The following is a 26080-nucleotide window of genomic DNA, read 5'->3' on the forward strand; positions in this document are numbered from 1 at the left end:
GCTACGTGCTGGTTAGGACCCACCGTTTGCCCAGCGCTTTGCGTCTTCGCGTATCTTCGACTCATCGAAGACGATGTCGCAGGCATGAGCGAGGTCCTTGAGTGCCGCGATTTCCTCCTTGTGGAGAGTGCCGTCTACAGCCGCACACAGGCACGCTGCGCGGTAGAGCTCGGCAGCAACCTCCCGCGGTGTCCACCCAACCTCGCTCAGGTAGGCCTCGCGGTCAAAGTTAACGAGTCGCTCGACATCTTGAATCGCATCTGAATCCACGCCGAGCGCCTTCATTCGTGAAACTACGTTCTTGACGAGGAGAGCCTCCCGAACGTCGGTCTTGCGGTCCGCGTTTGTGATCATCCAGAGCGTGCGGAGAAGTAGCTTGGGGTCGTCCAAAGCAGCAACGTCGATCTGGTTCGCAGATTCTTTGATGGCGGACCTTCCACGGCATGTGGAACTTACGCGAAGCCCGATTGATCGTGTGGTTAGGTAGTTCATCCCCAAGCTGAGGGGGATTGTTACGAATGGGATTGCAAATTTGATAATGTTTCGCTGGAGAAGATGCTTTCCTATGATGGGAAACGCCCTTAGGGCAGCGAGGAGAGGGCCCTTTACGACTGTCTTGATCCCTTGCCGTGCGGCCTCGGGGGCCGCCCCCTGGACTGCGTTGCGCGCGAGCTCGCCTGCCTTGATTCCGAAGGCTGCCTTTAGGATGTCGATTAGGTCGATAGGGTCGTCGAGGTTCGGGGTGACGCCATACAGTGTCGCTATGTCGTACGCGAGGCGGAGCTGAATTTGGGTGGTGAAGAATAGGTCCATCGTGAAGCTTGCGACGGCTCCTGGGACTGTAACAGGTGACGCCCCGCCCCGCTTCCAATGGTGGCTGCGACCGCAGCGGAGTACGCCGAGGACGTCAGAAACCCCTCGATCGCCGAATAGTTGCTCGCTAGCTTGATCCGCAGATCGACGATGCCGTCCGCTGGAATGCCGGGGTACTTTTCGCGAAAGTACCCCGCGTTCACCTTCTTGCCGTAGCTGTCGAGTGAATGGTGAAGGAGAGTATGAAACCAGTTGCCGTCATTGACGGCATCCATTGTGATCGATTTGGCGAACTTGTGAAGTTCGTCCATGTCTTTCTTGACTGCTGCCTCGTCCTCTTTGTTGCTCAACCCGCTCCTTGCGCGTCTTGGCCGAAAGCACCCCAATCACCCCAATCACCCCACCACCACCTTGGCCCCCGAAGGCCCGCTCACCGCGGATCCCTCGACCTTATCCCCCTTCTCCAACCCCGAAATCTTCCGGGCCACGAAGACCTCGTGGCGGGCCATTTGGGCGTCGTGGTGGGCGAAGACCAAGGGGCCCAGGTCGAAGACCTCTTCGCCGTCAAGGAGGTAGCAGAAGGTGTCTTTGAGCTTCTGGGGCAGCGTCATGCGGCGCACGGGGAACATGTCCGAGGAGCCCTCGAGCACGCGGACGCTGAAGTGGTAGCGGTTCGGGTGGTCCATGTCCTCGAAGCGCACGGAGACCACGAGGCGCGTCTCGGTCAGGGGCGAAATCGCCTTCTTGAAGCGCTCCCAGAGCGCCGTGAGGCCCGGCTCGGCCTCGGCCACGAGCTCGCTCGTCGGCGTCACCGAGTGGGAGAAGACGTTGCGCTCCTCCACCACCTCGGTCATCACCTCGTTCATCAAGGGTGAAGGTTTGCCCTCGAGCGTCGAGAGGGCACGCACCGCGCGCACCAGGGCCGCGCTGCCCGGCGTGACCATGGCCGAGAGGCGCCACGCGAGCTCGTGCCACGCGCCCATCGAGATGGGTTTGCCGAGCACCTTCTTCAGGAGCGCGAGGGCCTTGTCCGGCATTTTGCCGCCGTTTTGCGCGGTCACGAGCGAGAGCGCGCAGCCGGCCATGAACGCGAGGGCCTTCTCGAAGGCGTCGCGGTACGTCTTCACGCGGAGGATCGCCTCGGGCTGCGTGGTCAAGAGGGCGTCGAACCTCGCGATGGGGTACGGGAACGGGCGCGCGCGGCTCGAGGGGGGAATCGAGGGGACGTCGTCGTTCGCGGGCTCGGGGCTGCTCAGGCGAATGCCGAGGCGCTTCGCTTGTTCGAGCACGTCGTCGGTGGCTTTTTGCTGGCCGTCCGGCGGGTAGCCGGTGCGCTTCAGCACCTTCTTGACCTCGATGCGCAGCTTGGCCTGCACGCTCTCTTTGCGGGTCCAGTCGATGGTGGCGTTTTCTCGCACCACCTGGGTCACCTCGCGGGCGATTTCGCAGAGCTGCACGTCGCCGAGCACCTTCACGGCGCTCTCGTTCTCGGCGAGGGCCTCGTAGAAGGCGGCTTCGTCTTTGGTGAGCTTGAGCGCGTCGCCTTGAGCGTCGGCCTCGCGCATCTTCTTGGCGAGCTCGATGAGCTCGGCGATGACCTGCGCCGCCTCGATGGTGCGGTTTTGGTACCGGCGCACCGCGTCTTCGAGCATCTCGGAGAATTTGCGCTGCTGCACCAGGCTGCGCTCCCCGCGGGCGCGCACCTCGTCGGCCAAGAGGCGCTCGAGCAGCATCGCCGCGAGGTTCTCGTTTTTCATGCCCTTGAGCTCGGAGAGGAACTCGGGGGACAGAATGGAGATATCGGGTTTGGGCAGGCCGGCGGCGTCGAACACGTCGAGCACGTCGGCCGTGACCACGGCACCCTCGACGATTTGGCGCACGGCGTGGCCTAGGTCTTGGCTCGGGGGGCGTTTGCCGCGCTCGAGCTTCACGAGGCCCACCTTCACGGCTTGGTAAAACGCGACCTCTTCGCGCACCTCTTCGCAAAACTCGTGAGGCGTGGCGAGGGCGAACGCGCGGGTCACCTTGTCGACCGCGGCGACGAAGATGTCGTACCCGTCTTTCTTGGGGGTGTCGCCCGGGGGCCGTTGGCTCGCTTCGCCCTTGGGGAGCTTCTTTTTGAGCACGTGCTCGCGCGCCGCGGCCAGGATCTTCAGGCGATCTTCGCGGCTGGCCTCGGCGATGCGCGAGACGTCGCACCCGTGGAGGGCGTCGCGGCATACCTCGAGCTCGCGGCGCAGCACGGTGACGGCGGCGTCTTGTTGCTCGGTGGTGTCGCCGTGGCCGCCGGCGCGGGTGTAGGTGCGCGTGGCGGCGCGCAGGGCCGCGGCGAGGCCGATGTAGTCGACCACGAGGCCACCGGGTTTGTCTTTGAACACGCGGTTCACGCGCGCGATGGCCTGCATGAGGTTCGCCCCGGCCATGGGCTTGTCCACGTAGAGCGTGTGCATGCACGGTACATCGAAGCCGGTGAGCCACATGTCGCGCACGATGACGAGCTTGAGCGGGTCGGCCGGGTCTTTGAAGCGCTCTTGCAGGCGGCGGCGGCCCTCTTTGCTACGAACGTGCGCTTGCAGGCGTGGCTCGTCCGAGGCCTTCCCCGTCATGACCACCTTGATGGCGCCGGCGTCGTCCTCGCGGTCGTGCCATTCGGGCCGGAGCGCGACGATGGCCTCGTAGAGCTGCGCGCAGATGCGGCGGCTCATGCACACGACGAGCGCTTTGCCCTCGAGGTCGCGCGAGCGCCGCTCGAAGTGGGTGACGATGTCGTTCGCGACGAGGGCGACCCGCTTCTCGGTGCCGACCAAGGCCTCGATGGTGGCCCACTCGCTCTTCAGCGCCTCGGCCTTCGCGTCTTCTTCGTCTTCGGTGAGCTCGTCGAACTGCTCGTCGACGTGGGGTTTTTCGGTCTCGGGCAGGTCGAGCTTGGCGAGGCGGTTCTCGTACGTGATGGGCACGACGGCCTGGTCTTCGACGGCGCGGCGCATGTCGTACACCGAGAGGGTGTCGCCGAAGACCTGGGTGGTGCTCTTGTCCTCGAGCTCGATGGGCGTGCCCGTGAACCCGATGAACGACGCGTTCGGCAGCGCGTCGCGCATGTGTTTGGCGAAGCCGTACGCAAACGCGCCCGATTTGGTATCGAGCTTTCCCTTGAAGCCGTATTGGCTACGGTGCGCCTCGTCGGCGATGACGACGATGTTGCGGCGCTCGGAGAGGGTAGGGTGCCGCTCCCCCTCGGCGGGGGAGAAACTTTTGAATCGTGGTAAAGAAGATGCCCCCCGAAGCCACCTTGAGCATGGCGCGCAGGGCCTCGCGGCTCTCGGCGTTCTTGGGCGGTTGGCGGAGCAGGGCCTGCGAGAGGGCGAACGTGCCGAAGAGCTGATCGTCGAGGTCGTTGCGGTCGGTCAGCACCACGAGGGTGGGGTTTTGCATGGCGCGCGAGAGCACGAGCTTGCGCGCGTAGAACACCATGCTGAGGCTCTTGCCCGAGCCTTGGGTGTGCCAAATCACCCCGATGCGGCGATCGCCCCCTGCGGCCGAGGCGCGCTCGGTCTCGAGCACCGCGCGGCGCACGGCGTGAAACTGGTGGTACCCGGCGATCTTCTTGACCACCCTGTCGCGCTCGGCCTCGAACGTGACGAAGTTCTGCACGTAGTCGCAGAAGCGGGCCTTCTCGAACACGCCGAGCACGAGCACCTTGAGCGGATCGGCGTCGTTCGGCTCGTCGCCCTCGCCGGCGATGGTGCGCCACTTGGCGTAGCGCGAGTCGTCGGCGGTGAGCGAGCCGATGCGCGCCTGCACCCCGTCGCCCGCGACGAGCACCACGTTCGGCCCAAAGAGCTGCGGGACCTCGGCCTTGTACGTGTGAAGCTGCTGAATGGCGTCCCACACGTCTTGGGTCGACTCGGGGCCTTTGAGCTCGAGCACGGCGAGCGGCAGCCCGTTCACGTACACCACGAGATCGGGAATGCGCGTGGGCAAGCTCGCCTGGCGCACGGTGGCCACCTCGAGCTGCGAGGCGACCACGTAGTCGTTCTCTTCCGGATCGTCGAAGTCGAGCACACGCAGGCGCACGCCCATGACACCGCCCCCGTCGCTCGCGGGGCGGGCCACGTCGACCTCGATGCCGTCCACGAGCAGGCGATGAAACGCCTGATTTCGCAGCACCAGGGTGGGCGCCTCGGTGCGGAGGAGCACACGGAGCCCCTCAGCGAGGGCCTCTTCGCTCGCCTCGGGGTTCAGCCGGCGCAGCGCTTCACGAAGGCGCCCAAGAAGAAACACGTCCGAAGCGCTCGCCCGTTCGTCGTACACGCTGCCAGGTGCGGTGTGGGCGCTCGGGAGGTGCTCGTACCCGAGCGAGCCGAACCACCCGAGGCACGCGTCTTCGAGGTCTTTCTCCGAGGCGAAGACCATGGGTCAGAGCGCTTTCTCGACGAGGCGCATGGCCTCGGGGACACGAAGGGAGCCCGAGAGGAGCTGGGGGAGAAGGGCGTCGCGAAGGGCGGCGATGGTCTGGCTGTTCTTTCGAACCGACAGCGAGCGTGCTGCAAGGGAAGCCAAGGCAGCGCCTCCAGATTGGAGCGTCTTGCCCGACGGAAGTGCCACAATCGCACGGGTCAGATGACCTCGCTGAATATGCCCCATGGTCGTCGCCTTGTCGGCAGCGATCTGACGGAAGTCCGCCAGATGATGGAGTAACCATCCATGGTAGAACCACGGGGGTGTCGTCTTGGAAGTTACCTTGAACAGATGCTGATTTAGCGCCCCCTCGCCGCCGCACCAGACTGCGACCTCCAAGGTGCCAGACCAGGAAAAGAGCAGGTCTCCATCTTTGACGACGTATTGCATGGGCACACTGCGACTTGCGCGGTCTGCTCCATCTACTGCCCCCTTGCGCAGCTGTGCAATCTTGATCACAGGCAGAGACGGCTCGCCCGGAGCGGCCGGGAACTTTTGGAGCGCGAGTCCGTTGAGGAAGTCGGCGATAGTGTCGAGTGGAACCGCTTTCCACCCCCGCGGGATCTTCCCCATCTCCGAGTCCTCGAAGTCGTCGGGGAAGAGGGCGGCGGTCTCGGCGTCCATGCCTTCCGGCTTGCGGCCCGCCTTCTTGGCGTGGACCGGGTCGAAGTCCACGAACCACGACTTGAAGAGCGCCCGCGCCATGGCCTCGAGCGTCTCGTTCGTGCGCCGGTTCAGCTCGATCTTGTCGTCGAGGGTGCCCAGGATGTGCGCGATGGCCCGCTGCTCGTCCGGCGGCGGCAAGGTCAGCAGGAACGACTGCTGATCGGTAAGACTGACATAGTCGGCAGCCATCGAGCCGTGTGTCTTTACCGCGCTGAGATTCGCCTGGAAGTCGGCTCCCTTTAGCAGGTAGTAGAGAAATCGCGAATCTATTCGGGCGGGGTTCAGCGATCGCCAGTAGCAGACCTGTGGGGCAAAAACCACGTTGGGTTGGTCTTTGCGTATGAACCCGACTCGTCCGACCGTGCCCTTGGTAATGAACGCCACATCGCCCGTGGCAGAGAGCTTCGCCCGAATTCTGTCGGTGAATTCTTCTCGAACGTGGTCAACAACGTTGGTGTCAATTTCACCATCGGTGCCGATGTCCCCGCCGCGCACGAATGGTGTACCGCTTTTCCCGAGCTCAGCATTGGTGACTCGATAGCCGTCGTTCAGAGCGAGCAAGCCTTCGCTGACGAGCTCACGCACGCGGGCTGTCCGCCAGTGCCCGCTTTTCGTGGAGGATGGCTGTTTAGCGCCCATACCCAAGCCCCCTCAAGTTCTTCCGAATCTCCGCGTCCAGCTTCGCTCCCTCCGCGAGCTGGGCCTCGAGCTGGGCCGTGAGGCGCTTCATCTTCGCCTCGAAGGGCTCGCCGTCTTCTTCCACCTCTTCGGCGCCCACGTAGCGGCCCGGGGTGAGCACGAAGTCGTGGCTCGCGATCTCGGCCAGGGTGGCGCTCTTGCAGAAGCCGGCCACGTCTCCTCGTGGAGTGGCGTCCCACGCGTTCATCGTTCGTCCTTTCGGAAGCCTACCGGTCGTTTCGTGGGGAGGACGGGCTGCATGAGGTCGCGGATGGCGTCGAACACCACGCGGAACTGGGCGTCGTACTTCTTCTCCAGGGCGGTGAGCCTTCTCTTGAGGCCGTCATGCTCCTGGAGGAGCCCGCGCAAACGAACGAAGGCGCGCATGATCTCGATGTTCACGGCTACGGCTCGCGGGCTGCGCAGCACCGAGGAGAGCATGGCCACGCCCTGCTCCGTGAACGCGTAGGGCGCCGTGCGTCGGCCGCCCCAGGAACTTGAGGTCGCAAATTGCGACCTCAAGTCGGTCACCTCGTCTTGCGTGAGCTGGAACATGAAGTCGGGAGGGAAGCGCTCGATGTTGCGCTTCACCTGCTCGTTCAGGCGTTTTGCGGGCACCTCGTAGAGCGCGGCCAGCGTCTCGTCGAGGAGGACGCGGTGGCCTCGTAGGGCGAGGATGCCGCTCTCCACCCGCTGGGTGACGCTCTCCGAGGGCGTCCCCTTCGTCGCAGCGCCGAGGGTCCCTGCCTTCGGCCCCGCGACCACTGTGCGACGAGCGCTGTCGGTGGCTTTTTTAGCGGCCATACCCAAGCCCCCTCAAGTTCTTCCGAATCTGCACGTCGAGCTTCGCCCCCTCCGCGAGCTGCGCCTCGAGCTGGGCCGTGAGGCGCTTCATCTTCGCCTCGAAGGGCTCGCCGTCTTCTTCCACCTCTTCGGCGCCCACGTAGCGGCCCGGGGTGAGCACGAAGTCGTGGCTCGCGATCTCGGCCAGGGTGGCGCTCTTGCAGAAGCCGGCCACGTCTTCGTAGGTGTCCGCGCCCTTCTGCCCGCGCCAGGCGTGGTAGGTGCCGGCGATCTTGGCGAGGTCCTCGTCGGTGAGCTCGCGGTGCACCCGGTCGACCAGGGTGCCGAGCTTGCGCGCGTCGATGAAGAGCACCTGGCCCTGGCGCTTGCGGAAGCGCTTTTCGGCCTTGTTCTTGGCCAAAAACCAGAGGCACACCGGAATTTGCGTGGTGTAAAAGAGCTGCCCGGGAAGGGCCACCATGGCATCGACGAGGTCGGCCTCCACCATGGCCTTGCGAATGGCCCCCTCGCCCGACTGTTGGGAAGACATCGACCCGTTCGCCAGCACCACGCCGGCCAGGCCGTTGCTCGGGTCGAGGTGGTGGGCGATGTGCTGGAGCCAGGCGAAGTTCGCGTTGCCCTCGGGCGGGGTGCCGAATTTCCAGCGAACGTCGGCCTTGAGCTTGTCGCCGCCCCAGTCGCTCACGTTGAAGGGCGGGTTGGCCAAGATGTAATTGGCCTTCAAGTCGGCGTGGTGGTCTTTCCGAAAGGTGTCGCCCCAGGCGATCTCGGCCTCGATGCGTCGAATGGCGAGGTTTAGCACCGCGAGGCGCTTCGTGGTCGCGTTCGACTCTTGCCCGTACACCGAGATGTCGCCGCGTTTGCCGCCGTGCGCCTCCAAGAACTTCTCGGATTGCACGAACATGCCGCCCGAGCCGCAGCACGGGTCGTACACGCGGCCGTGGGTGGGCTCGAGCATCTCGACCAGCGTGCGCACCACCGAGCTCGGGGTGTAAAAGTCGCCGCCCAGGCGCCCCTCGGCGGCCGCGAACTTGGCGAGAAAGTACTCGTACACGCGGCCGAGCACGTCTTTCGAGCGGTGGTCGTCGCCGGCCGTGAGCTGAATGCCGCTGAGCACGTCGATGAGCTCGCCGAGGCGGGTTTTGTCGAGCGTCGGGCGCGCGTAGTCTTTGTTCAGGTTGCCTTTGAGCGCGGGGTTTTCGCTCTCGATGGCTTCCATGGCTTTGTCGATCTTTTCGCCGATGCTCGGGTGTTTGGCGAACGACTGGAGCGTCTCCCACCGGGCGGGCTCGGGCACCCAGAACACGTTCTCGGAGACGTACTGGTCGCGGTCTTCGAGGTCGTTCTCGGGGTCGTCTTCGACGATGTCCTTGCGCCGGTCTTCGAAGGCGTCGGACAAGTATTTGAGGAACAAGAGCCCGAGCACCACGTGCTTGTATTCGCTCGAGTCCATGCTGCCGCGGAGCTTGTCGGCCGCGAGCCAGAGGGTCTCCTCGAAGCCGACCACGGCCTGGCTGCTCGCCCCGCCCTTTTTGCCTTTGCTCGAGCGCGGAGCTTCGGCCGAGGGGGGAGGCTCACTTGCGGGCGCCTGGGAGCGGGCGGCCTTGGTGGGCGCGCCGGAGGGCTTGCCGAGCAGCTTCTCGAGCTTGGCCATGTGCTCGGGCTTCGGCTCGGCCTTGCCGGTCTCCCACTGGGAGACTTGGGCCTGGGTGACGCCGAGCTTGGCCGCGAGCACGGCCTGGCTGATGGACTGCGCCTTGCGGGAGGAGGAGAGCCACGCGGAGAAAGACATGGAGGACCCGAGGGTATCGTGGGCTGGGTGAGCGATGGACGGAAAAAGCGAGGCGCGGTGTAGGCCGCGTCACGCCCGCGCGCACCCCGCGTCACGCCGCTGTGCGAGACGTGACCACGGGCCCGGGGAGCGAGCGGGAGCTGCGGTTCCTACGGGATGGACGCGGAGCCCCGGGGGTATCTGACGCGCTTTTTCGGGGGGCGTTGGGGCGGAGCGTGCCTCGTCGAGCGCCGCCGAGCTCGGACGTGGGGCGTGATCGGAGGTGCCCCGAACGAGCGTTCAGGCGCTGGGGGAAGGAAGGAGCTCGGCCACGTTCGCTTCGGGGAGGCAGAACGCGACATCCTTCAGCTTGAAGTCGTCCTCGGGCGGGTCCCCGAGGAGCTCCTTCACGCGGTCAGTCGTCGCAGAAGGGGCGCTTGTCACGCGGGCAGTGGATCACCATGCGCGCGGCACCCGTGTCGTCCGTCACGACGATGGGCCCCTCGCGTTCGGCGCGCGCAATCACAGCGCGGGTGTCACGCCGGAACTCGCTTCGCGTCACCGTGCGGGGCACGTTGGCTGCGTGTCGGCGCTCACCCATGCCTCTGAAGCTAGCCGTGGAAGGCGCCGAGGCAACATCCCTTTGTGGCGCGATCTCGGGAGGTTACGCAAGCCGTTGAAATGGCTCCATGAATCCGCGGGCCGCGATGCGCGGCGGGTAGGGGCATCGACGCCTGGAGCGCGGTCAGCCTGCCGTGAAGACGATGCGGGGCTGGCCTTTGGGCCCGAGCTCGCGTTGTACCATCACGGTCGTCGCGATGGCAGCTCCGATCGCCCCGCCCACCGCCGCGCCCACCGCCGCGCCTACCTTCACGCCGGTCGGCCCGGCGATGAGCCCGCCGATGGGCCCGCCGATGGCGGCCCCAGCCACGACGCCTCCGGCAGTCGAGAACAAGACGGTCTTGAGTATGTACCTGACCTCTTCGTCGGGGACTCCGTCTAGGATGGCCTCGGCGACTTTGAAGCCGAGGCGGACGAGCTCGAGAGCGACGTCAATCGCAAGGTCGGGGGCTACACTTAGGGTTGCTGGGCCCTTCGCGGCCTTGTTCGCGAACTCCTCGCAGACGGATGCCACGGTGCGGCGAGCCATCAGCCGACCTCGATGTCGTCGTCGTTGACCTCGCGCCCCTTGGCCGAATCGGCTTGCTCCGCCGTGGCGTTGGCGGCGAGCGTCGCTCCTATCGCGGCGACGGTGCCCGTCGCGGCTCCGCCGATCCCCGCGGCGGTCGTGACGAGCGCTACGCCGCCGGCCATCCCGGCGCCACCTGCGGCGATCGCACCACCGCCGAGGGCGGCAAGCCCGGCGCTCGAAGCCGCTGCGCCCGCGAGCGTGCCCCCCGCGACGCCGAAGCCGAGGCTCGAGACCAGGGCGCCAATCGCGGGCGCCGCCAAGCTCCCGGTCGCCACACCGACACCAGCGGCTACGGCGACCGCGAGCGCCCCCGTGCCGACCTGAATGAGTACCGGCTGCCTGCCGTACCACGTCATTGCACGCCCCTTCCAGCCTCGCATGAGAACCTCCAAAGCCGTCGGTGCCCGCATCGGACCCGAACGCCTGTGAGATGGACGCAGACGAGCTCCGAAGTCTGACAACGAAATCCGCGGGGGCTGCTACTGGCCCCTGCGGTAGACGAAGGTCACGGGCCCCACCGTGATGCTGTCTCCGTCGGCGAGGTCGGCTTTTCCGTCAACGGGCATCCCGTTCAAGAGGGTGCCGCTGGAGGAGTGGTCCTGGAGGACGGCCGGTTGGCCGTCGCGCGGACCCCGTATGGTGAGATGAGACCGCGAGACCACGTCGCTGTCTACTCGTACGTCGGCGTCGCGGTGGCGCCCGATGTGGAGCTCGTCTAGGATCGCGAATCGACGGAGCTTCGAAGAAGGAAAGACGACGGCGGCGGGCTCATCCACGGCCTCGATGTGCGCGACCGTCCAGTCGGATGGGAGCCAACGCAAGATGTCCCCCAGTTGACGCAGCACTTGGCGGCTTGCACGTCGCGCGTTGGCGTCCTCCGCTCCCGCAGAGCGCGTGGGGACTGTTCCAGAAGCGTCGAGCTGGTGCACGATCCGATTGCGAACCGCGACAAATCGACCAAGAACCGAGTCCGTAGCGGAAGCATCCGCATGCAGACCCTGCGCCGGACAGACCTCGTTCGGGGAGATGCGGGAAAGCACCAGGAGGAGAATGCCCAGGGAGCTTCGACCGAGAGAAAGCGTGCTCCCGGTCACGGCTCGCACAAGCTGATCGCCCTCCATACCGAGCTGGGCGCCGACAAGTTGTATAGACTCCCTGGCGATCACCTCGAGGCGCTGCGAGATTCGGAGAATGGTGCCGATGCACTCGACCCAGCCCCACGTACGCGCGATGTCTGCTTCGTATCTGGGCAGGCGCTCGATAAGGTCCGAGCGCGCTTTCTCAAGGGCGAGCTCGGAGGCTCGAAGAAGCGCCGCTTGGGTATCGTCTTCGGGCTCCAATGCGCATGGCGGCGCTTGTGGGCCAGGCGATGGGCCAGTCTGAGGATGCCCTCGATGGGCGAGTCGCTCCTGAACCTGCGCGAGCGACGAGCGGGCCGCTCGGACGACCCCCTTCGTGTCGATGAGCCGCTGAACGGCTGGGGCGACCTCGTGTCGTCGCGTAGCGATCAGCGCGAGACCGAGGAGTGCGTCACTGTTCGCAGTGGCGCAGAGCGCGCGAGCCGCCGCTGCGGACGTGGATTCGTCGCTGCAATGCACCAGCGCCAGAAGCAGATGGAGCGCCAGATCGTTCTGCCGCTGCGCGGCGAGTGTCAGTGCAACGAACGGTGGTGTCTCGTGGGCGCGCCAGCTCGCATCGCTGGTGCCGGCTGATGCACGAACCATGAGCTGAATGAGCTCGGCTTCCACTTCCGACGGCATTTGGGACTCTACGCGCCTCTCCTCACATCGCCTCCCAACCTCACGCGGAAGGAGATGGGCTTCGTGACATGGTACCCCGAACACATGAAGAGCGCCTGGCGGACCATCCGCGCGCAGCGTTTGCGGCTCAACGTGCCACGCCGGACGACCGTGGTGCCTCTTCGTACGCCCTGACGAGCGCGTCGACGGCACCCGGCAGCGTGTCGTACGAGGTCTCGTCGATGGTTCGGCCCCAGCGTGACGTCGAGGAGAGCGTGTAGCGCCCGTCCTCCGCGGCTACGCAGAAGCCACCGGAATAGACGAGCGGCGGTGGCCCTTCCGACTTGGAGGTTCCTCCCACGATGCGAAGCGGGCTCGCGCTCGCCACTCGGACGAGGAAGCCGGCGCGTTCGAGCGTGCGCTTAGCCTCGGCCACCGTGCCGTCTTCAGCGGCAGCCTTGAACATGCGAAGCCGCTCGAGCCCTCGCGCGGCGACGGGGGCCGACGCAAGCCGTGGGGCCGGTGCATCGCTCGGGTACAGGGAGGATGGGCATCGCTTTCGCTTCGGTTCAGCCTACCACTGGGCCAGGGGTCGTCCACACACCGCCCCCGCGGTTTCCTCTCGCCCTGCACGAGACGTCACTCGTAGCATGGCGGCGTGAGCACGGACGACGAGTGGCGCGCGGTCGTGGGCGAGCTTCGAGCCGAGGAGGCTCCGTACCAGTCGCCGGCGTTTGCGCGCCTCCATGCGATGGCCGAGGGGGATGCGCGGGGGCTGCTCGCCGGCTTCGTTCGCCAGGGCAAGCTCGACGAGGCCCGAATCCATGACCTCGTCGGAGACTGGTTGCTCCGCGATGGTCGGCTCGACGCGCTGCTCGCGTCCGATCAGGGGCGGCCTCGGCAGCTCTTCGCCACGTCGATCCTACGCACCGCGCTGAGCTGGATACGCCGCAAGGCAGGCAAGGTCGTCGAGCCTGGCGCTGGCGTCGAGCTCGGCGTGCCGCCGCCAGACCACGTGTTCTTGGTCCACGCGCGTCAGAGGCTCTCGGCCCTCGCCCCACGCGACCGCGACGTGATCGTGGCCGTGCACGCCGGCGAGGATCGCGAGGCGCTCGCGCGGTACTACGGAATCTCCCGCGCCGCGATCGATCAAATCGTGAGCCGCGCCCGGCGCACCCTGGGGGCCGAGTGAAGACGTACACGTTGAAGAACGGTCTCGTCGCGCAGGTCGAGCCGATCGAGCCGTGGGTCGTGCAAGACCACCTCTTTCGGCACGCGTTCGGCGTCGAAAAGGCCAAAGCGTGGGACTGCGAAGGCTTCACCGAGCTCGGCCTGACGGCGGAGGTCCGCGATGCCGCTTTTCGTGCCGTTCGGAAGCTCTACGACAGAGGGCGGGGATGTGGGTTCGGTGCCGTGCACGGCCGTCCGCCACCCAAGGACGGCGACTCCCGGCCTCCGCACCCATGCGGGACGTGCCCGGCCCCCGTGAGGGAGGGGTGCGTGGACGCTACGGCTGCCGCTCGTGGACGGTACCTTGGGCTCTTCGAGTCGCTCGTGGCCGAGCTCGCTTCCGACGAAGCCGCGGTGCTCACGACGGTCGACTTTGCGCGCCACAGCCTCGCGTGCCTGCGGAAGCCCCGAAAGGTCGAAGGGCTCGTCGTTGGCCGGCTCGGGTGGAGCACCACGCGAAAGGAGCCCGTCTTTCGCATCGTTCGCTCCGATGGCCTCCAGGTCGACCTTTACTACCGGGCTACGCTCACGTTTCGTACGCTGTTCCGCGATGCTCAGGAGGCCTCGCGGGGGCCCCTGCAGGTGCTTCAAAAAGGCGTGGTGCCCATCCCCGGAGAAATCTTGTCAGAACGAGCCGTGGTCTCGCGTCCATTCTGGGAGGGACCATGACCCATCCTACGTCTTATGTGTGCTCGCTTACGGTCGCGTCGCTCGAGGGCCTCGCCGTCGCGCTCTCCGAGAGCGTCGAGGAGGAGAATGCCGAGCAGAGCGTGGTGGCGCTGCGCGTCTACGGAGACGCGATTCGCCTCGGCCTCGAGGCTCCGGAGCCCGTGCGAACGTGGGCGGCGAAGCTCGGGGCCGCGCACATCGACCGCGCGCTGCGCACGACCGACGCTGCCCTCACGGGGCCCGCGTACCAACCGGAGGACGATGCGGCTGCGCGCGCGATGCTCGACGACGAGGGCGTCGAGCACGTGTTCGTCGAGCGCGACTGGGCCGAGAGTGTGCTGGTGGCCGCTCGCCGTGCGATGCAGGCCGACGGCTTCGAGCGGTGCCTCGGGCGCGTGGTCCTCATGGCGAGCCTCGATCGCTTCGATGCGCTGTGGGGGAAGGTAGTCTCCCGCGAGACGTTGTTCGACCTCTTGGGCGAGCGGGCGGCGTTCCGCCCGGCGTACGCGCTGCGCTACCCCGAGGCTTCGGGCGCCGAGCTGGCCGCAGAGCCCAAAGGAGACCCGCGCGCGGCGCTCGACGAAGAGCTCCCCTCCGACGACATGATCGCTCGGTACGTGCACGGCGGTGCGTTCGCCCGCACGGTCGAGGCCGCGGCGGCGCGTGATGCCGACTTTGCCGAGACGTTGGAGGCCATCTACGACGCGCAGCTCGAGATCGGAGAAGTCACCTCGATGCGCGCGGGAGCGTGGCGAAGAGCGCGGCGCACGCCGACGGCGCGCACCAAGGTCACCCTGACCGTGAGCGCCCCGCCGGTGCGCGCGGCCGCCGCGGCCACCCCCCTCGAGGACGAGAAGCATTGGGTTCAGCTCGGGCGTGACGAGACGTTGGGGTGCGCCTTCGAGCTCTCGGTCGAGGTTCTGGCCGACTCGCTCGTGGTGCACCTGGACCTCGCCGAGACCGGAAAAATCGCCGAAGTGCGCGTGGGTGACGTGAGCGTCGCCGTGGCTGCGGACCAGGACGAGGTCGAGCTGCGGGTCGCTCGTCGAACGGAGCTCGCGTTCGTCGTGCGCCACCGCGACGGCTCCGAGGTTCGGGAGACGTTCGAGCTCGTGCAACACGACGAGGCGACCCGTTGAACCGCCTCGAGGCGATCGTCGCCCAGCTCGAGCGTGTGGACCTCTTGAAACGAAAGGCGCTCGTGCGCGAGCTCGCGGGCCACGCTCTCCCCGAGAGCCTTCGGCGGCGCGCGAACGCCGTGCTGCCCGCGGCCATGGCCCTGCCCGAGCGGCTGCCCGAGCGGGTAGGGGAGACTTGGCTCCTGCTCGCCAAGGCCGACGGACAAGGGCTCGTGGCGCGGGTGGGGACAGGGCGCAGCCATAAGCCACTCGGAGCGGCGACCCTTCGCGCAGCCCGCGCAGCGCTCGTTCATGCTGCAGGTCACGCATGCCGAGCGCTCCCGAGCGACGCGCGCGATCTGGCCGAAATCTACGTTCAAGACGACCTCGACGCCGCCGTGACGGGCCGGTCGGCCGAGCTGTCGGCAGCCGTGGCGCTCATGTCCCTCGCCCTCGGCCGGCCTCCTCATGCGCACGTCGCCGGTACGGCTCGCCTCTCTCTGGAAGGCAAGCTCGAGCCTGTCCACCACCTGCGCGAGAAGCTCGAAGCGCTTCGGCTGGAATGGCCACTCGTGACGAAGGTGGTCGTTGCGCGCGAGCAAGGCGACATCGAGGACGCGTGTGGGCTCGAGGGAATCGAGCTCGTGCGCGCGGCCGACCTCGGGGAAGCGCTGCTCGCCTACGGGCTCGACCTGCGAGAGCTCGCGCTGTCCGACATCGACGACCACGAGTCGAGGGTGAGTAGGCTCAAGACGGAAGGCGAGAAAGAGGGCGCCGACTTCGAGCGCCTCGCGAAGGACGCGTGGGAGTCGGCCTCGGTGCTGAGCGACAGTCATTCCGACCTCGCCGCGAAAGCACGCGGGTATGCCGCGCTCTTTCGCCTTCATCTGGGGGAATCTCACGAGGCGTGGACAATGCTGTGTGGCGTCGAGCGCAAGAGCCTGGCGGACGAGCCGGAAATCCTTGCGATGGTCGACACGTTCGGCGCGAGCGCGGCGATCGACGTAGGCGACTTGGAGCAGGCGAAGTCTCTCGCGAGGACCGCGATGGAAACGCTCGGGGCGCCGCGTTCGCGCGAGCACGGGGCGATGCTGGCCTCGGCACGTGGCACCTATGGGCGCGCGTACCTCCACGCAGGCGAGTACGTCGAGGCGATAGACCATCTGTCGAGGGCGGTCGATCTCCACGGTACCTACGCACCCTTCGAGGTGCCGCGGTCGCGGGGCTACCTCGCCACGGCTCTCAGGCTCGCGGGCCGTCTCGACCAGGCGCGCACGACTCTCGACCTCGCCCTCGAGCAGAACGCGCGCGACGCGAAAAAGCGGAGCGCGAGCCGTCAAACCACGCCGTTCCTCGAGCTCGAAGCGGGGCGCCTCGCAGCCGCCGAGGGCCGCCTCGACGACGCGGAGCGGCACCTCGAGGCCGTGGGGGACGACCCGACGCGCTACCCGGATCTCGGTGCACTGCGGTCACGGGTGCTCGTGGCGCTACGAAGGAACGACACGGCGCGCGCGAGAGCCCTCGCGGAGACGTGTGTGACCCTCGTCGTTCCCGGGGCGAAGGCCTCGGCGCTCCGCCAGGTCGGCGCCGTCGGCTACGCGGAGCTCGTCGTCGCGGGCGTGGCCACACCGGACGAAGAGGCCCGTGCGCTCACGCTGCTCTCGCGGGCTTTTGGGAGGAGCATCGAGATGGGCGACGTCGCGGCGATCGTGAGTCGTCAGGTGTTCTGAGCCCGAAGCTACTCGGCTTCGTCGCTCGAGCCTTCGACCTCGACGCGATCGGCGAGCACGAACGCGGGTCCGCGGAGAGGCCTGTAGCGCTCGCCGACGACGCGCGCCGAGACGCCGACCTGCGCGATCTCATGAAGCAGCTCAGGTCGAACGTAGCAGGGGATTCGTGCCTGCTTGCCGAGCACGAGGAAGCCGCGATCCAGGTCAATGGCGCGAATCACGTCTTTGGTATCGAACGGCTCTGGCGTGGCGATGTCGCTCACCACCTTGAGTACGCGTGCCTCATGCTCCCCCCGGAGGACGGCTGGCACGGAACGCGAAAGTAGCTTGCCTCCGAACGACACCGACTTGATCGACCCGCGCGGAACGAGCCTCCGGACTTGCACGGCGGTACGCGCCCGGGTCACCGGATCGTCGATGCGCAGATCGGCGACGTCTGCCTCGCCGGCGGCCCATTCTGCGATCGTCACGAAGCTCGACAAGGTGTCGCGAACCCGATCGTCAGCGATCCAGTCGGCCTGTCGCGGAGGCGAACCGAGCTTGAGCGTGACTTGCCCCGCCGACCCGTTGGGGGGCGCGTAGACGACGTCGTCTAGCGCGAAGTCTGTCGCCTCCTCGATGCTCTTGCCTGCGCGGCCCGGCCCGGGGCGCTCTCGAGCACCGGCGCGCGTCGCGCGGCGAAACTCCTCATAGTAGCCGCTCAGGGCGGCCATGGACGGAGCGCGTTCGCTATCGAAGGTGAGGCGGAGCGCTACGGCGGCATGCTCGAACGGGTCCTCTTCGCGCAAGCTCTTGTGCTGCGCTCGGGTGAACTCGTCGAGCGCGTCACGGAAAGCGGTCGCGTTAGAGGCATCGACGAGCTCGAACAACGGCGATGAAGGAGCCCCAGGGAAGCGACGGAGCAAGAACGCTTGGTAGGCTTCGAGCACGGCCCTCGGGCTCGCGAGCTCTTGCGCAGGGCGGAGGGCGAGCGCACGAATCTCGTGCAACAGCAGGACCTGAAGCTCGACCGCCTCGTTCGAGCCCCACATCCGTGGCGCTGCCAGCATCTCGGCGATGCGGGAATCGGCCCACGCCGCGATCGTGCGGGCGAGGGAGCTCACGTTTCCTCCTGAATGCCCGGGTCTACCATCTCGACGTCCACGTCCTGTACGGTGAGCGCATCGGCGTACTCCCAGTGCGTGGCCAGGTACGACGCCGAGGGGCAACCCGACGCCCCGGTGAGCGCGTCGACCACGTGCCGGTGCGTGTCAACGAAGGTGTGACTGACCCATCGTGGTGGATCCGAATGCTTCGGAACGACGAACCTCGCCGCTCCCCTCGGCTTGATCTGTCGGCCTCGAGTGGAAGGGTCGCGCGAGATCCCGACCCTGGCTACGACCCGAGCAAGCGCCGCGCACTTGCCGCTCTCGACGGGGAAGCGCTTGATGGCGCCCTCGACCTCGCTTCGCTCATCGTCGTTCCAGTCCACGCTCATTTCGGACGAGTCTAGCGCTCGTCGCCCCTCCGTGGAGGGCAAACCAGCGCTCCGGACGTCGTTCGAAAGAAAATCCACGACTGCCGTCAGAAAGCGTCGGGGCCCCGCGTCCATCCTTTGAAGGCGCGACACGGTGACCGTGAGCGCGGGGTGGAGCCGCTCGGTGCGCGCTTCGCTCGACCACACCCACGCGCCGTCCGCGGCGCCAAGGAGCCCCCATGTCCAGATCCGGTGGGAGCGCGCGTGCTCGCGCGTCCTCGTATTCCGACGCGACCTCTCGCACCTTCGACGCCGCCGTGCGCAGGCTCGAGAAGGTCCTCCCTCAGCACCACGCAGCCCTCGCCGAGCTCGTGGACCAAGGGAGATTTCACGACTTCGACGCCATCGTCGCGGCGCTCGGGGGTGACCGATGAAGCGTCTGCGGATCGCCTCCGTGAGCGTGCGCGGAGTGCGCGGGGTGCGGGACACGGTGAAGATCGCCCTTGGAGAGCGCGGGCTCGTGCTCCGAGGGGACAACGGCACCGGCAAGTCCTCCATCGTCGAAGGGATACGGTGGGCCCTGCTCGGAGAGATGCCGGCCGCGGAGAACGAGGACTATCGCACGCATCTCCGCGCGGAAGGCGCGAGCGAAGTGTCGGTCGAGTTGGCCCCGCGGGGGACGATCGTTCTCCGAGACGGCACGCTCGACGACGAGGCGACCACGGACGAGGGGCGCGCGTTCATCGACCACTGCCGCCGATCGCGACCGTTTCTACGGCGGGCCGAGCTGCTCGCGCTCTTGCAGGGAGAGCCCGGCCAAAGGTTCCAATACCTGGCGAAGTTCTTCGACCTGGCCCCCGTCGACAGCCTCGAGCGCGACCTCGAAAAGGGGCTCGGCGAGCGACGAGCACGCATCGAACAGCTCGAAAATGCGGCTCGCCGCCGTCTCGAGACGGTCGTCGAGCCTGTCTCGTGGAAGGGAGCTGCCCCGGCGGGAGTCGACGAGCTCGAGCGCTACGTGCTCGAAGAAGCAGCGCGGCTGGGGCTTGCGCGAGGCGATGAGGGCGCTCCTCTCGACGAGCTCGCGGCGAGGGCGGCCGCGACGTGTGGAAGCGGCTCCCAAGCGGCCCGCCGCAGCGAGCTCCACGCGGCCGTCACCGAGGCCGACAAGATGGTGCCGCCGGATGCTCCGAAGACCGAGCTCGAGCCCTTGAGGTCCGCCGAGCTTGCGGCGACCGAGAACGGACTCCAGTCTCTCCTCGAAGGTGCGCTCGCCCACATCGAGACGCGTCCCTCGCGCACCGACTGTCCGGTCTGCGAACAAGCCATCGTCTCGGCGGACCTCGTAGCCCGACTGAAGGCTCGCCTCGCGTTGCTGTCGGACGTTCAGCAGGCGACCGCGCGTGTGTCTGCCCTGGCCGAGCACTGGCATGAGTTCCTTCGGGCGCTCCGTCGCCTCGAGGGGGTAGCGGGGTATCCCGAGCCTTTGGATCAGCTTTCCCGTTCACGCGACCTCCTCGAGCGCCTCGACCGAGAGACGAACCTGTCTTGGGATATCCACGGCCGCCTCGAACGGGTACGAACGTCCCTCCGCAGGCAGCACGATGCGATCCCGAACGATCTGCGAGCGAGCGAAATCGAGAGCTTTCGGCGCTGCCTCGAGCGATTCGTCACGGAGCGGGACGGCCTTCTTGCAAACGAGTCGGAGCGGGCGAAGCTCGTCGCTGCGACCGGGGCACTTCAGGCGGTGGCCGTTGCCGTCGCGGCGGCCCGCAAGGACCTCTCTGCGCTGATCCTGGAGGAGCTCTCCGACGCGGCCGGTGCCATCTACGAGCGAATCCATGGGGCCGACCTGGACGACGTGACCGAGAGCCCGCGCATCAAGTTCACGCGGCAGAGCAAGGGGCTCGCGAAGCTCGAAGGCCGGTTCGCAGAGAAGAGCGTGAAGGAGCCCAAGCTCCTCTACTCGGACGGGCACCTCGATACCGTCGGTATTGCCTACTTCCTCGCGATGCAGAAGCTCCGCGAGCGAGAGGACCCGAATGGCCCGCGCATCCTCGTGCTCGACGACGTCGTGCTCTCGGTCGACATGACCCACGCACGGGCCCTCGTGAGTGTGCTCGCCGAGCGGTTCTCGGACTACCAGGTGCTCATCGCGACGCACAACCAAGCGTTCGCCGAGCTTTGCAAGCCGCTCCACCTCCGCCGCCTCCACATCCGAGGTTGGTCGCTCGAAGCAGGCCCCGCGCTCGCCGACCACGTGCCCGGCACGAGTCGCCTCGAGCAGGCGCTCGCAACTACGGGGGATGTCGAGGGCCTGGCCGTGGTGACACGCCCGGTGCTCGAGGCCTTCTTCAAGGAGGCGAGTGCCAACTTCGGCGTCAAGCTCCCTTTCGAGGCCTCGGACCTCGGCTTCGCAGACTACTGGGACGGCCTACGCCCCAAGCTCGAGAAGCTCTCGTCCACCGGGAGAATCCCTGACGTGCGAGCCATCCTCGGTCGGCTCGGAGACCCGCTCTTCTTGAGGAACGCGCTCGGCGCCCACTCCAACGACTGGGCTCTCGTCGTCTCGCTCAAACAAGCCCAGACCGAGGCTCGCGCGGCCCTCGAGCTCATCGACGCCCTGACCTGCTCCGCGTGCGCCGCGATGGTGCGCCTGCCCAATCGCCGCGACGAAAACGCCCCTCTCGCATGCCGGTGCCCACGCGGCGCCGCGCCGACCCTCACCGTCCCGTTCGCAACCAAGGAGTCTGCATGATCGCCTCTGTTTCCTACGACGAGCGCCTCGCTCTCGTCGACGCCGCCGCCCCCATCGACCCCCACGACCACCAGCGCGCCACGTGGGATCGCCTCGACAGTGCGTTTCTCGACCGGAAGCGCTCGGCAGGCATGGTCGTCCTCCCGACCGGTGCCGGCAAGACCGTCACCGCGGCCCACTGGCTTCTGCGCCACGAGATCGCCAATGGGGGCCGCGTGCTCTGGCTGGCCCACCGGCAGTCCCTGCTTCGCCAAGGGTTCGATACCTTCAAGAAGCTCGCCAACCTCGCGTACCCCACGAAGAAGTCGCTCGACCTCATCGCGGTGTCCTCGGAGTTCAAGCGCTGGTCGAACGTGAGCCGCGAGCACGATGTCGTTTTCGCCTCGATCCAGTCTTCGGTGATGGAACAGAACCGAGGCTTCGTGAAGGAGCTTCTGGCCGACGCGCGGGCGGGCGCCACCGTCGTGGTCGACGAAGCCCATCACGCCGTCGCGCCGAAAACCTACGGTCTCCTGTCGGAGATCAAAAAGGCCGGGGTTCGGCTCCTCGGGCTCACGGCGACGCCCATCCGAATGGACCCGGACGAGGACAAGCGGCTCGGCATGCTGTTCGAGGACATCGTCCACCAGGTGAGCCGGCGCTCGCTCGTCGACGCAGGGATCCTCGCCGTTCCGGTTACCGAGACGGTGAAGACCGAGGTGAGCGTCGAGCGCGAGATGAGCGCCGAGGACCTCGCCTACCTCGATCGCTACGGCGAGCTCGCCCCGAGCGTGCTCGCGAGGCTCGGCAAGAACGCGCACCGAAACGCGCTCATCGTCGAGCACTACCTCAAGAACAGGGAGCGTTACGGCGCGACCATCATGTTCGCGGCCGACACGCTCCACGCGCAGACCCTCGCCCAAGAGCTCTCGAAGCACCCCGGCGTCCGCGCGGACTACGTAGACTACAGCCGTCGCGACGCGGCCTCCGTGATCGAGCGCTACGCTCGCAAGGAGCTCGACGTCATCGTGAACGTGCAGATGCTGACGGAGGGGTTCGACGCGCCACACACGCGGACGGTGTTCATCTGCCGGCCCACGCGCTCGGAGAGCCTCGTCGTCCAGATGGTGGGGCGCGCCCTGCGGGGCCCGCGGGCGGGCGGCAACGCGAAGGCGAACCTCGTCACGTTCTTGGACACCTGGCAGCAGTACGACGTGCTCGGGCCCGAGTATGCGCTCGACTGCATGGACGTGCCGCCCCCCGAGGAGGTGGCGCGGGCCCATACGCCCATGGTGCTCATTCCGCCGGAGCTCGTGCGCGATGCGTACCGGCTCCTCCAGAGCAACGTGAAGGGGCAGCTCGTGGGTGTTCACGCGTGCGTGCCTCACGGGTGGTACCGTTGGGAAGAGATCTTCGAGGACGACGTGCAGTCGCGCACCGTCATGGTGTTCGACTCGCAGCGAGATGCGCTCGAGGCGTTGCTGGCCGAGCATACGAGCCCCTCGAGCATCCCCGAGCACGTCACCGAAGACCTGGCGTGCTCGTTGATTCGCAAGCACTTCGCCGACATCCCCGACCCCTTGCCCCGATGGGCGGACGTGAAGGCGCTCCTCGACGCGCGTCGCAAAGGGTGCGAAGTGAGCTACGTCACGTTCGAGGAGAAGCTCGCCTTCGACCCGACGGCGCTCGCGAAGCATGTCGTAGAGGGGAACCTCGGTCCCCGGGAAGAGGCCGACTTCCTCGCCGGAGTGTGGGCGAGCCAGCCCGCCTGTCCCGTCGTGTACCGGAACGACGAGGCGGCCTTCCGCGAGGAGGTCGGACGCGAGCGAACGAAGCTCCTCAACGCGTCGATCGAACGACCCCGCACGGCTCCCGAGGTCACGAACATCGTGCCCAAGGGCCCCCCGCGAGCGTTCGAGCCAGGTCGGGGAAGGGATCTCCAAGAGCTGCTCGCGGCCGTCCTCGAGCAGAAGCGCCACTTCCCCGGCGGCGCGCCCATGCTCGGATCGTTGCGGTGGATGGAGCGACCAAACCAAAGGCTTTGGGGTTTCTTTCGGTACGAGGACAAGTGCCTCGCGCTCAACCCGATCCTCGATTCCCCCGACGTCCCCCGCTTCGTGGTCGAACTGGTCATGTTCCACGAGCTCCTGCACGCCGACATGCCGAGCGCGGGCCACAACGCGTCGTTTCGTGCGCGCGAGCGAGGGTTCGTCCCGAGCGCCACGGCCATCGAGGAGGCACGAGCGCTGGGCCTTGTCCCAAGCTCGGCCTCGGCCGTCGACTTCTGGCGCGTACGCGCGGAGATGTTCCTCGACACCTTCGAGCGCTACTTCGAGTGGAAACGGCCGACACCCACGTATTGACGCTACGCGCCGGGGGTAGTTGACGCGGAGGGAGGGGGCCGAGAGAGACTTTCTCGGCCCGCCCCCTTGACGAGGTCGAAGGTCGGGGTAACTCTAAACCCCGCAGGTCGTCACTCCGCCTTCGTGGCCCGACGCCGCTCCCAACCCAAAACCAAGAACGGCCCTTCGCGGGTCGCTCTCAGTGGAGCGCGTCATGACCATGATTTCTGCCACCTGCCGTGTCACCATCCCCGTCGCCGCGTTCGACCCCGCCGTGGTCACGCGAGCCATCGAGGCGCTCTCCTTCGGGGGGGCGCTTCCTCGCATCCTGGTCGCAGGCGCCGAGCGCTCGGTCCTCCCGTCGTTGGTGGGCGGCCCCGTCGGCGCCACGTGGTTCGAGGGCTCGCTCCAGGAGCTTCTGGCCTGGCGCGAGTGCGTGTCGGAAAGTGGGCTGTGGGTGGCAGTGCCCACCGACCTCCCAGGGGACACCCCAGAATCCACGATCACGGCGCTTTCCGAGGCGCTCCGGATGCCGATCCTCGCCGAGAAGGGCGAACCACGAGCGGACCTTTGGTTCGACGCGAACGGGCGCCTGACGGGGCTCCGAGAGCTCGTTTCCGACGGTCCGACACTATGTGCTGACGGCTCGCTTGCCGGATCGTCGGTCCCCGTTTGGGAGGCCGGTGGGCTCGAGCCGCTTCGGGCCTACGCTCTCGACGCAAGCGAGCTTACCTGGCCAAGTCGCGCGGTGCGGCCAACCTCAGGGGGCGACGAGGTCGTTCGAATTTTTCGCGGCGGGGCCATGGCGATCGGGTGTCAGCTCGAAACCGACAATGCCAGCTCGGCGCTCGGTTTTCGTGAGGAGCACGAGCTCGCGGCGTGGATCGCGGTGGTCCGAGACCGTCACCCTGCCGCGTTGCCCCTGAGCCCATTCGAGGGGGCGTTGCGAAACGGAGCTCGGAAAGACGCGACGGCCGCGCATCTCCGCCTCGCGGCGCAGCTCCTTGCCGGTCGCGTCGATGTCGATTCGCCGTCGTCCCCGTGGAGTGAGGATGACGAACCGAAGCCGAGGCTCGCGGCGGCCGAAGTCGCCTTTGCGATGGCCTGCCTGCTCATCGCGGCTTCGCATGCGCCGAAGCCTAAGAAAATAGCCGCTGCACGAGCGCTCGCGTTCCTCGGGCCCGAGGGGAGGCGCCAGCTCAAACGGCTCGCGAGCCCCGAGCTCGTCGAAGCGCTGCGAAGCTTCGGCATCGACGTCTCGGAGCAGTCCCGTGTCGCCGAAGCCATGTGCAAGGCCCGTGGGGCTCGGAAGGCGCGCGATGTCGCCAAGGCAGGAGCACGTGCGCAGGGCCTCGACGATCTTGCGAAGCTCCTCTGCAAGAAGATCGCGAGCGTAGACGGAGCCGCTGCGGGGCCCGGCCCGGCGAGCTAGCGAGCCGCGCCTCTGCTTCCGTCGTAGCCACGAAACGTGGGGCTACTCGCGCGCCGTGCGGCGGCGGGGAGCCGTCCATTCTGGAAACCTTTGTCCCTTGTTCACCCGGTTGGAGGCTCGAATGCTTGGTCTTCCCGTCAATTTTCATGTTCTCAAGGCGTGCAACGCGAGCTGCCAATACTGCTTCGCTCGCTTCCCGGAGACGAGGGGGCGCCTGTCCAAGGCCGATGCCATCGAGGTCATGCGCCGCGTGCGAGAGGCGGGGGCCGAGAAGATGAACTTCGTCGGCGGTGAGCCGACGCTGCATCGTGACATAGGCGACCTGATCCTCGCGGCGAAGGAGTTGGGCTTCGTGACCGGCATCGTCAGCAACGGTGCCAAGCTCGAGGCCCTCCTCGATTCACGCGCCGGCTCGATGCTCGATTGGGTGGGCCTCTCCATCGACTCGTCGACGGACGAAGGCAACGCGCTCATCGGCAGGGGAGGCGCAGGCTACGTGGCGCAGGTCGTGACGTGCGCGCGCAAGGCTCGCTCCAACGGCGCTCTCGTGAAGCTGAACACCGTGGTTACCCGCCACAACGTTCACGAGGACATGAGTGAGATCGTCCGATCTATCGCCCCCCAACGGTGGAAGCTCTTCCAGGTCCTTCGCGTCGAAGGACAAAACGAGGCCACAGTCGACGACTTGCTCATCGACGCCTCTGCCTTCCATGCGTTCGTCGTTCGGCATCAGGGCCGCCTCGGCCAAGCCGTCAACGTGGTCCCGGAGGACAACCATGCCATGACGGACTCGTATGCGATGATCGATCCCGAGGGGCGCTTCTTCGGCAACACGGGGGGCGTTCACTGCGTAGGCGAGTCGATCCTCGAGCGGGGGGCCGTAGGAGCTCTCGCGTCGGTCGGGTTCTCCACGGACAAGCTCGTCCGCCGCGGCGGCAAGTTCGACTGGGAGCGTCCGGACCGTCGGCACCTACCCGTCCTGTAGCCCTCTCACGCGATCGAGCTGGCCCCGAACCGTCTCGAGGGCTTACCGGCTGTCCTGGTTCGCACGAGGGGCGCGTCGGGGAGGCGTGGGGGCTGTCCTGGGCCGCGCTGCGGAGGCGTCAGGAGGGCGTGGCGGGTGTCCTGGTTCGCGTAGGGGATGTCCTGGTTCGCGTAGGGGATGTCCTGGTTCGGGTAGGGGATGTCCTGGACGCGGGTTTTTGGGGGTAGGTCGGTGGTGGGGGAGGTGGGAGGACGGGCTCC

Annotated in this window: 22 protein-coding genes and 1 pseudogene; 9 read left to right on the top strand and 14 right to left on the bottom strand. The window is 67.0% G+C overall.

Annotated features, from left to right (window positions below; all coding sequences use genetic code 11):
• Positions 1 to 12: 12 nt before the first annotated feature.
• The 12 genes and pseudogenes from IPK71_08050 to IPK71_08105 form a co-directional block, all read right to left on the bottom strand.
• A complete protein-coding gene (locus tag IPK71_08050) occupies positions 13 to 813 on the bottom strand; it encodes a hypothetical protein (protein MBK8213688.1) in 801 nt (266 codons plus the stop codon).
• Positions 762 to 1163: a hypothetical protein gene (locus tag IPK71_08055; protein MBK8213689.1), complete on the bottom strand. Its 402-nt coding sequence runs from the start codon at positions 1161 to 1163 to the stop codon at positions 762 to 764. Before IPK71_08055 ends, IPK71_08050 begins: the two co-directional genes overlap by 52 nt.
• Before the next feature lie 45 nt (positions 1164 to 1208).
• A pseudogene (locus IPK71_08060) lies at positions 1209 to 5226 on the bottom strand (type I restriction endonuclease subunit R).
• Positions 5227 to 5229: 3 nt separating this feature from the next.
• Positions 5230 to 6522, bottom strand: a complete 1293-nt coding sequence (locus tag IPK71_08065) for a restriction endonuclease subunit S (GenBank protein ID MBK8213690.1) — start codon at positions 6520 to 6522, stop codon at positions 5230 to 5232.
• Between the two features lie 43 nt (positions 6523 to 6565).
• Complete coding sequence (locus tag IPK71_08070; GenBank protein MBK8213691.1) at positions 6566 to 6823, bottom strand: SAM-dependent DNA methyltransferase; 258 nt, start codon at positions 6821 to 6823, stop codon at positions 6566 to 6568.
• A complete protein-coding gene (locus tag IPK71_08075) occupies positions 6820 to 7419 on the bottom strand; it encodes an ORF6N domain-containing protein (GenBank protein ID MBK8213692.1) in 600 nt (199 codons plus the stop codon). The genes IPK71_08070 and IPK71_08075 overlap by 4 nt, the downstream gene beginning before the upstream one ends.
• The gene (locus IPK71_08080; GenBank protein MBK8213693.1) at positions 7409 to 9211 is read right to left on the bottom strand and encodes an N-6 DNA methylase; all 1803 of its coding nucleotides are present in this window, start codon (positions 9209 to 9211) and stop codon (positions 7409 to 7411) included. The genes IPK71_08075 and IPK71_08080 overlap by 11 nt, the downstream gene beginning before the upstream one ends.
• A gap of 394 nt (positions 9212 to 9605) precedes the next feature.
• On the bottom strand, positions 9606 to 9791 hold the full coding sequence (locus IPK71_08085) for a hypothetical protein (GenBank protein MBK8213694.1): 186 nt from the start codon (positions 9789 to 9791) through the stop codon (positions 9606 to 9608).
• Between the two features lie 144 nt (positions 9792 to 9935).
• The gene (locus tag IPK71_08090) at positions 9936 to 10340 is read right to left on the bottom strand and encodes a hypothetical protein (protein ID MBK8213695.1); all 405 of its coding nucleotides are present in this window, start codon (positions 10338 to 10340) and stop codon (positions 9936 to 9938) included.
• Positions 10340 to 10738, bottom strand: a complete 399-nt coding sequence (locus tag IPK71_08095; GenBank protein ID MBK8213696.1) for a hypothetical protein — start codon at positions 10736 to 10738, stop codon at positions 10340 to 10342. The genes IPK71_08090 and IPK71_08095 overlap by 1 nt, the downstream gene beginning before the upstream one ends.
• A gap of 123 nt (positions 10739 to 10861) precedes the next feature.
• On the bottom strand, positions 10862 to 12142 hold the full coding sequence (locus tag IPK71_08100) for an FHA domain-containing protein (GenBank protein MBK8213697.1): 1281 nt from the start codon (positions 12140 to 12142) through the stop codon (positions 10862 to 10864).
• Between the two features lie 127 nt (positions 12143 to 12269).
• Positions 12270 to 12587, bottom strand: coding sequence for a hypothetical protein (locus IPK71_08105; protein ID MBK8213698.1), 318 nt, complete (start codon positions 12585 to 12587; stop codon positions 12270 to 12272).
• Positions 12588 to 12779: 192 nt separating this feature from the next.
• Between IPK71_08105 and IPK71_08110 the strand changes: the two genes are divergently transcribed.
• Genes IPK71_08110 through IPK71_08125 form a run of 4 tightly spaced genes read left to right on the top strand, consistent with a single transcriptional unit; the run spans position 12780 to position 16868 of the window.
• The gene (locus tag IPK71_08110) at positions 12780 to 13313 is read left to right on the top strand and encodes a sigma-70 family RNA polymerase sigma factor (GenBank protein MBK8213699.1); all 534 of its coding nucleotides are present in this window, start codon (positions 12780 to 12782) and stop codon (positions 13311 to 13313) included.
• Positions 13310 to 14020 (top strand): hypothetical protein, encoded by a 711-nt coding sequence (locus IPK71_08115; GenBank protein MBK8213700.1) that lies wholly within the window; start codon positions 13310 to 13312, stop codon positions 14018 to 14020. Before IPK71_08110 ends, IPK71_08115 begins: the two co-directional genes overlap by 4 nt.
• Positions 14017 to 15159, top strand: coding sequence for a hypothetical protein (locus IPK71_08120; GenBank protein MBK8213701.1), 1143 nt, complete (start codon positions 14017 to 14019; stop codon positions 15157 to 15159). Before IPK71_08115 ends, IPK71_08120 begins: the two co-directional genes overlap by 4 nt.
• Positions 15156 to 16868 carry a hypothetical protein gene (locus tag IPK71_08125; GenBank protein ID MBK8213702.1) on the top strand — a complete coding sequence of 571 codons (1713 nt, stop codon included), beginning with the start codon at positions 15156 to 15158 and terminating at the stop codon, positions 16866 to 16868. The genes IPK71_08120 and IPK71_08125 overlap by 4 nt, the downstream gene beginning before the upstream one ends.
• A gap of 8 nt (positions 16869 to 16876) precedes the next feature.
• On the opposite strand, the gene IPK71_08130 is transcribed toward IPK71_08125, so the two are convergent.
• Together IPK71_08130 and IPK71_08135 are read right to left on the bottom strand one after the other, a co-directional pair.
• Positions 16877 to 17737 carry a hypothetical protein gene (locus IPK71_08130; protein MBK8213703.1) on the bottom strand — a complete coding sequence of 287 codons (861 nt, stop codon included), beginning with the start codon at positions 17735 to 17737 and terminating at the stop codon, positions 16877 to 16879.
• Positions 17738 to 17967: 230 nt separating this feature from the next.
• Positions 17968 to 18345, bottom strand: a complete 378-nt coding sequence (locus IPK71_08135) for a hypothetical protein (GenBank protein ID MBK8213704.1) — start codon at positions 18343 to 18345, stop codon at positions 17968 to 17970.
• 218 nt (positions 18346 to 18563) lie between these two features.
• Here IPK71_08135 and IPK71_08140 point away from each other — a divergent pair, with 218 nt between their 5' ends.
• From IPK71_08140 to IPK71_08160, 5 genes are all read left to right on the top strand, one after another.
• Positions 18564 to 18758 carry a hypothetical protein gene (locus IPK71_08140; GenBank protein ID MBK8213705.1) on the top strand — a complete coding sequence of 65 codons (195 nt, stop codon included), beginning with the start codon at positions 18564 to 18566 and terminating at the stop codon, positions 18756 to 18758.
• Positions 18755 to 21082, top strand: a complete 2328-nt coding sequence (locus IPK71_08145) for an AAA family ATPase (protein ID MBK8213706.1) — start codon at positions 18755 to 18757, stop codon at positions 21080 to 21082. Before IPK71_08140 ends, IPK71_08145 begins: the two co-directional genes overlap by 4 nt.
• Positions 21079 to 23424: a DEAD/DEAH box helicase gene (locus tag IPK71_08150; protein ID MBK8213707.1), complete on the top strand. Its 2346-nt coding sequence runs from the start codon at positions 21079 to 21081 to the stop codon at positions 23422 to 23424. The genes IPK71_08145 and IPK71_08150 overlap by 4 nt, the downstream gene beginning before the upstream one ends.
• A 193-nt stretch (positions 23425 to 23617) precedes the next feature.
• Positions 23618 to 24835: a hypothetical protein gene (locus IPK71_08155; protein MBK8213708.1), complete on the top strand. Its 1218-nt coding sequence runs from the start codon at positions 23618 to 23620 to the stop codon at positions 24833 to 24835.
• Between the two features lie 121 nt (positions 24836 to 24956).
• Positions 24957 to 25820, top strand: coding sequence for a radical SAM protein (locus IPK71_08160; protein ID MBK8213709.1), 864 nt, complete (start codon positions 24957 to 24959; stop codon positions 25818 to 25820).
• Positions 25821 to 26080: the final 260 nt, after the last annotated feature.

The organism is Myxococcales bacterium, from assembly GCA_016712525.1.
Classification (GTDB): domain Bacteria; phylum Myxococcota_A; class Polyangia; order Polyangiales; family Polyangiaceae; genus JAAFHV01.

Excerpts from the sequence above, each read along its gene's own strand:
- IPK71_08095 (MBK8213696.1), bottom strand. The coding sequence starts at position 10,738 with ATGACGTGGTACGGCAGGCAGCCGGTACTCATTCAGGTCGGCACGGGG.
- IPK71_08150 (MBK8213707.1), top strand. The coding sequence starts at position 21,079 with ATGATCGCCTCTGTTTCCTACGACGAGCGCCTCGCTCTCGTCGACGCC.
- IPK71_08070 (MBK8213691.1), bottom strand. The coding sequence starts at position 6,823 with ATGAACGCGTGGGACGCCACTCCACGAGGAGACGTGGCCGGCTTCTGC.
- IPK71_08155 (MBK8213708.1), top strand. The coding sequence starts at position 23,618 with ATGACCATGATTTCTGCCACCTGCCGTGTCACCATCCCCGTCGCCGCG.
- IPK71_08050 (MBK8213688.1), bottom strand. The coding sequence starts at position 813 with ATGGACCTATTCTTCACCACCCAAATTCAGCTCCGCCTCGCGTACGAC.
- IPK71_08085 (MBK8213694.1), bottom strand. The coding sequence starts at position 9,791 with ATGGGTGAGCGCCGACACGCAGCCAACGTGCCCCGCACGGTGACGCGA.
- IPK71_08145 (MBK8213706.1), top strand. The coding sequence starts at position 18,755 with ATGAAGCGTCTGCGGATCGCCTCCGTGAGCGTGCGCGGAGTGCGCGGG.
- IPK71_08140 (MBK8213705.1), top strand. The coding sequence starts at position 18,564 with ATGTCCAGATCCGGTGGGAGCGCGCGTGCTCGCGCGTCCTCGTATTCC.
- IPK71_08160 (MBK8213709.1), top strand. The coding sequence starts at position 24,957 with ATGCTTGGTCTTCCCGTCAATTTTCATGTTCTCAAGGCGTGCAACGCG.
- IPK71_08120 (MBK8213701.1), top strand. The coding sequence starts at position 14,017 with ATGACCCATCCTACGTCTTATGTGTGCTCGCTTACGGTCGCGTCGCTC.
- IPK71_08075 (MBK8213692.1), bottom strand. The coding sequence starts at position 7,419 with ATGGCCGCTAAAAAAGCCACCGACAGCGCTCGTCGCACAGTGGTCGCG.
- IPK71_08090 (MBK8213695.1), bottom strand. The coding sequence starts at position 10,340 with ATGGCTCGCCGCACCGTGGCATCCGTCTGCGAGGAGTTCGCGAACAAG.
- IPK71_08100 (MBK8213697.1), bottom strand. The coding sequence starts at position 12,142 with ATGCCGTCGGAAGTGGAAGCCGAGCTCATTCAGCTCATGGTTCGTGCA.
- IPK71_08135 (MBK8213704.1), bottom strand. The coding sequence starts at position 18,345 with ATGAGCGTGGACTGGAACGACGATGAGCGAAGCGAGGTCGAGGGCGCC.
- IPK71_08105 (MBK8213698.1), bottom strand. The coding sequence starts at position 12,587 with ATGTTCAAGGCTGCCGCTGAAGACGGCACGGTGGCCGAGGCTAAGCGC.
- IPK71_08080 (MBK8213693.1), bottom strand. The coding sequence starts at position 9,211 with ATGTCTTTCTCCGCGTGGCTCTCCTCCTCCCGCAAGGCGCAGTCCATC.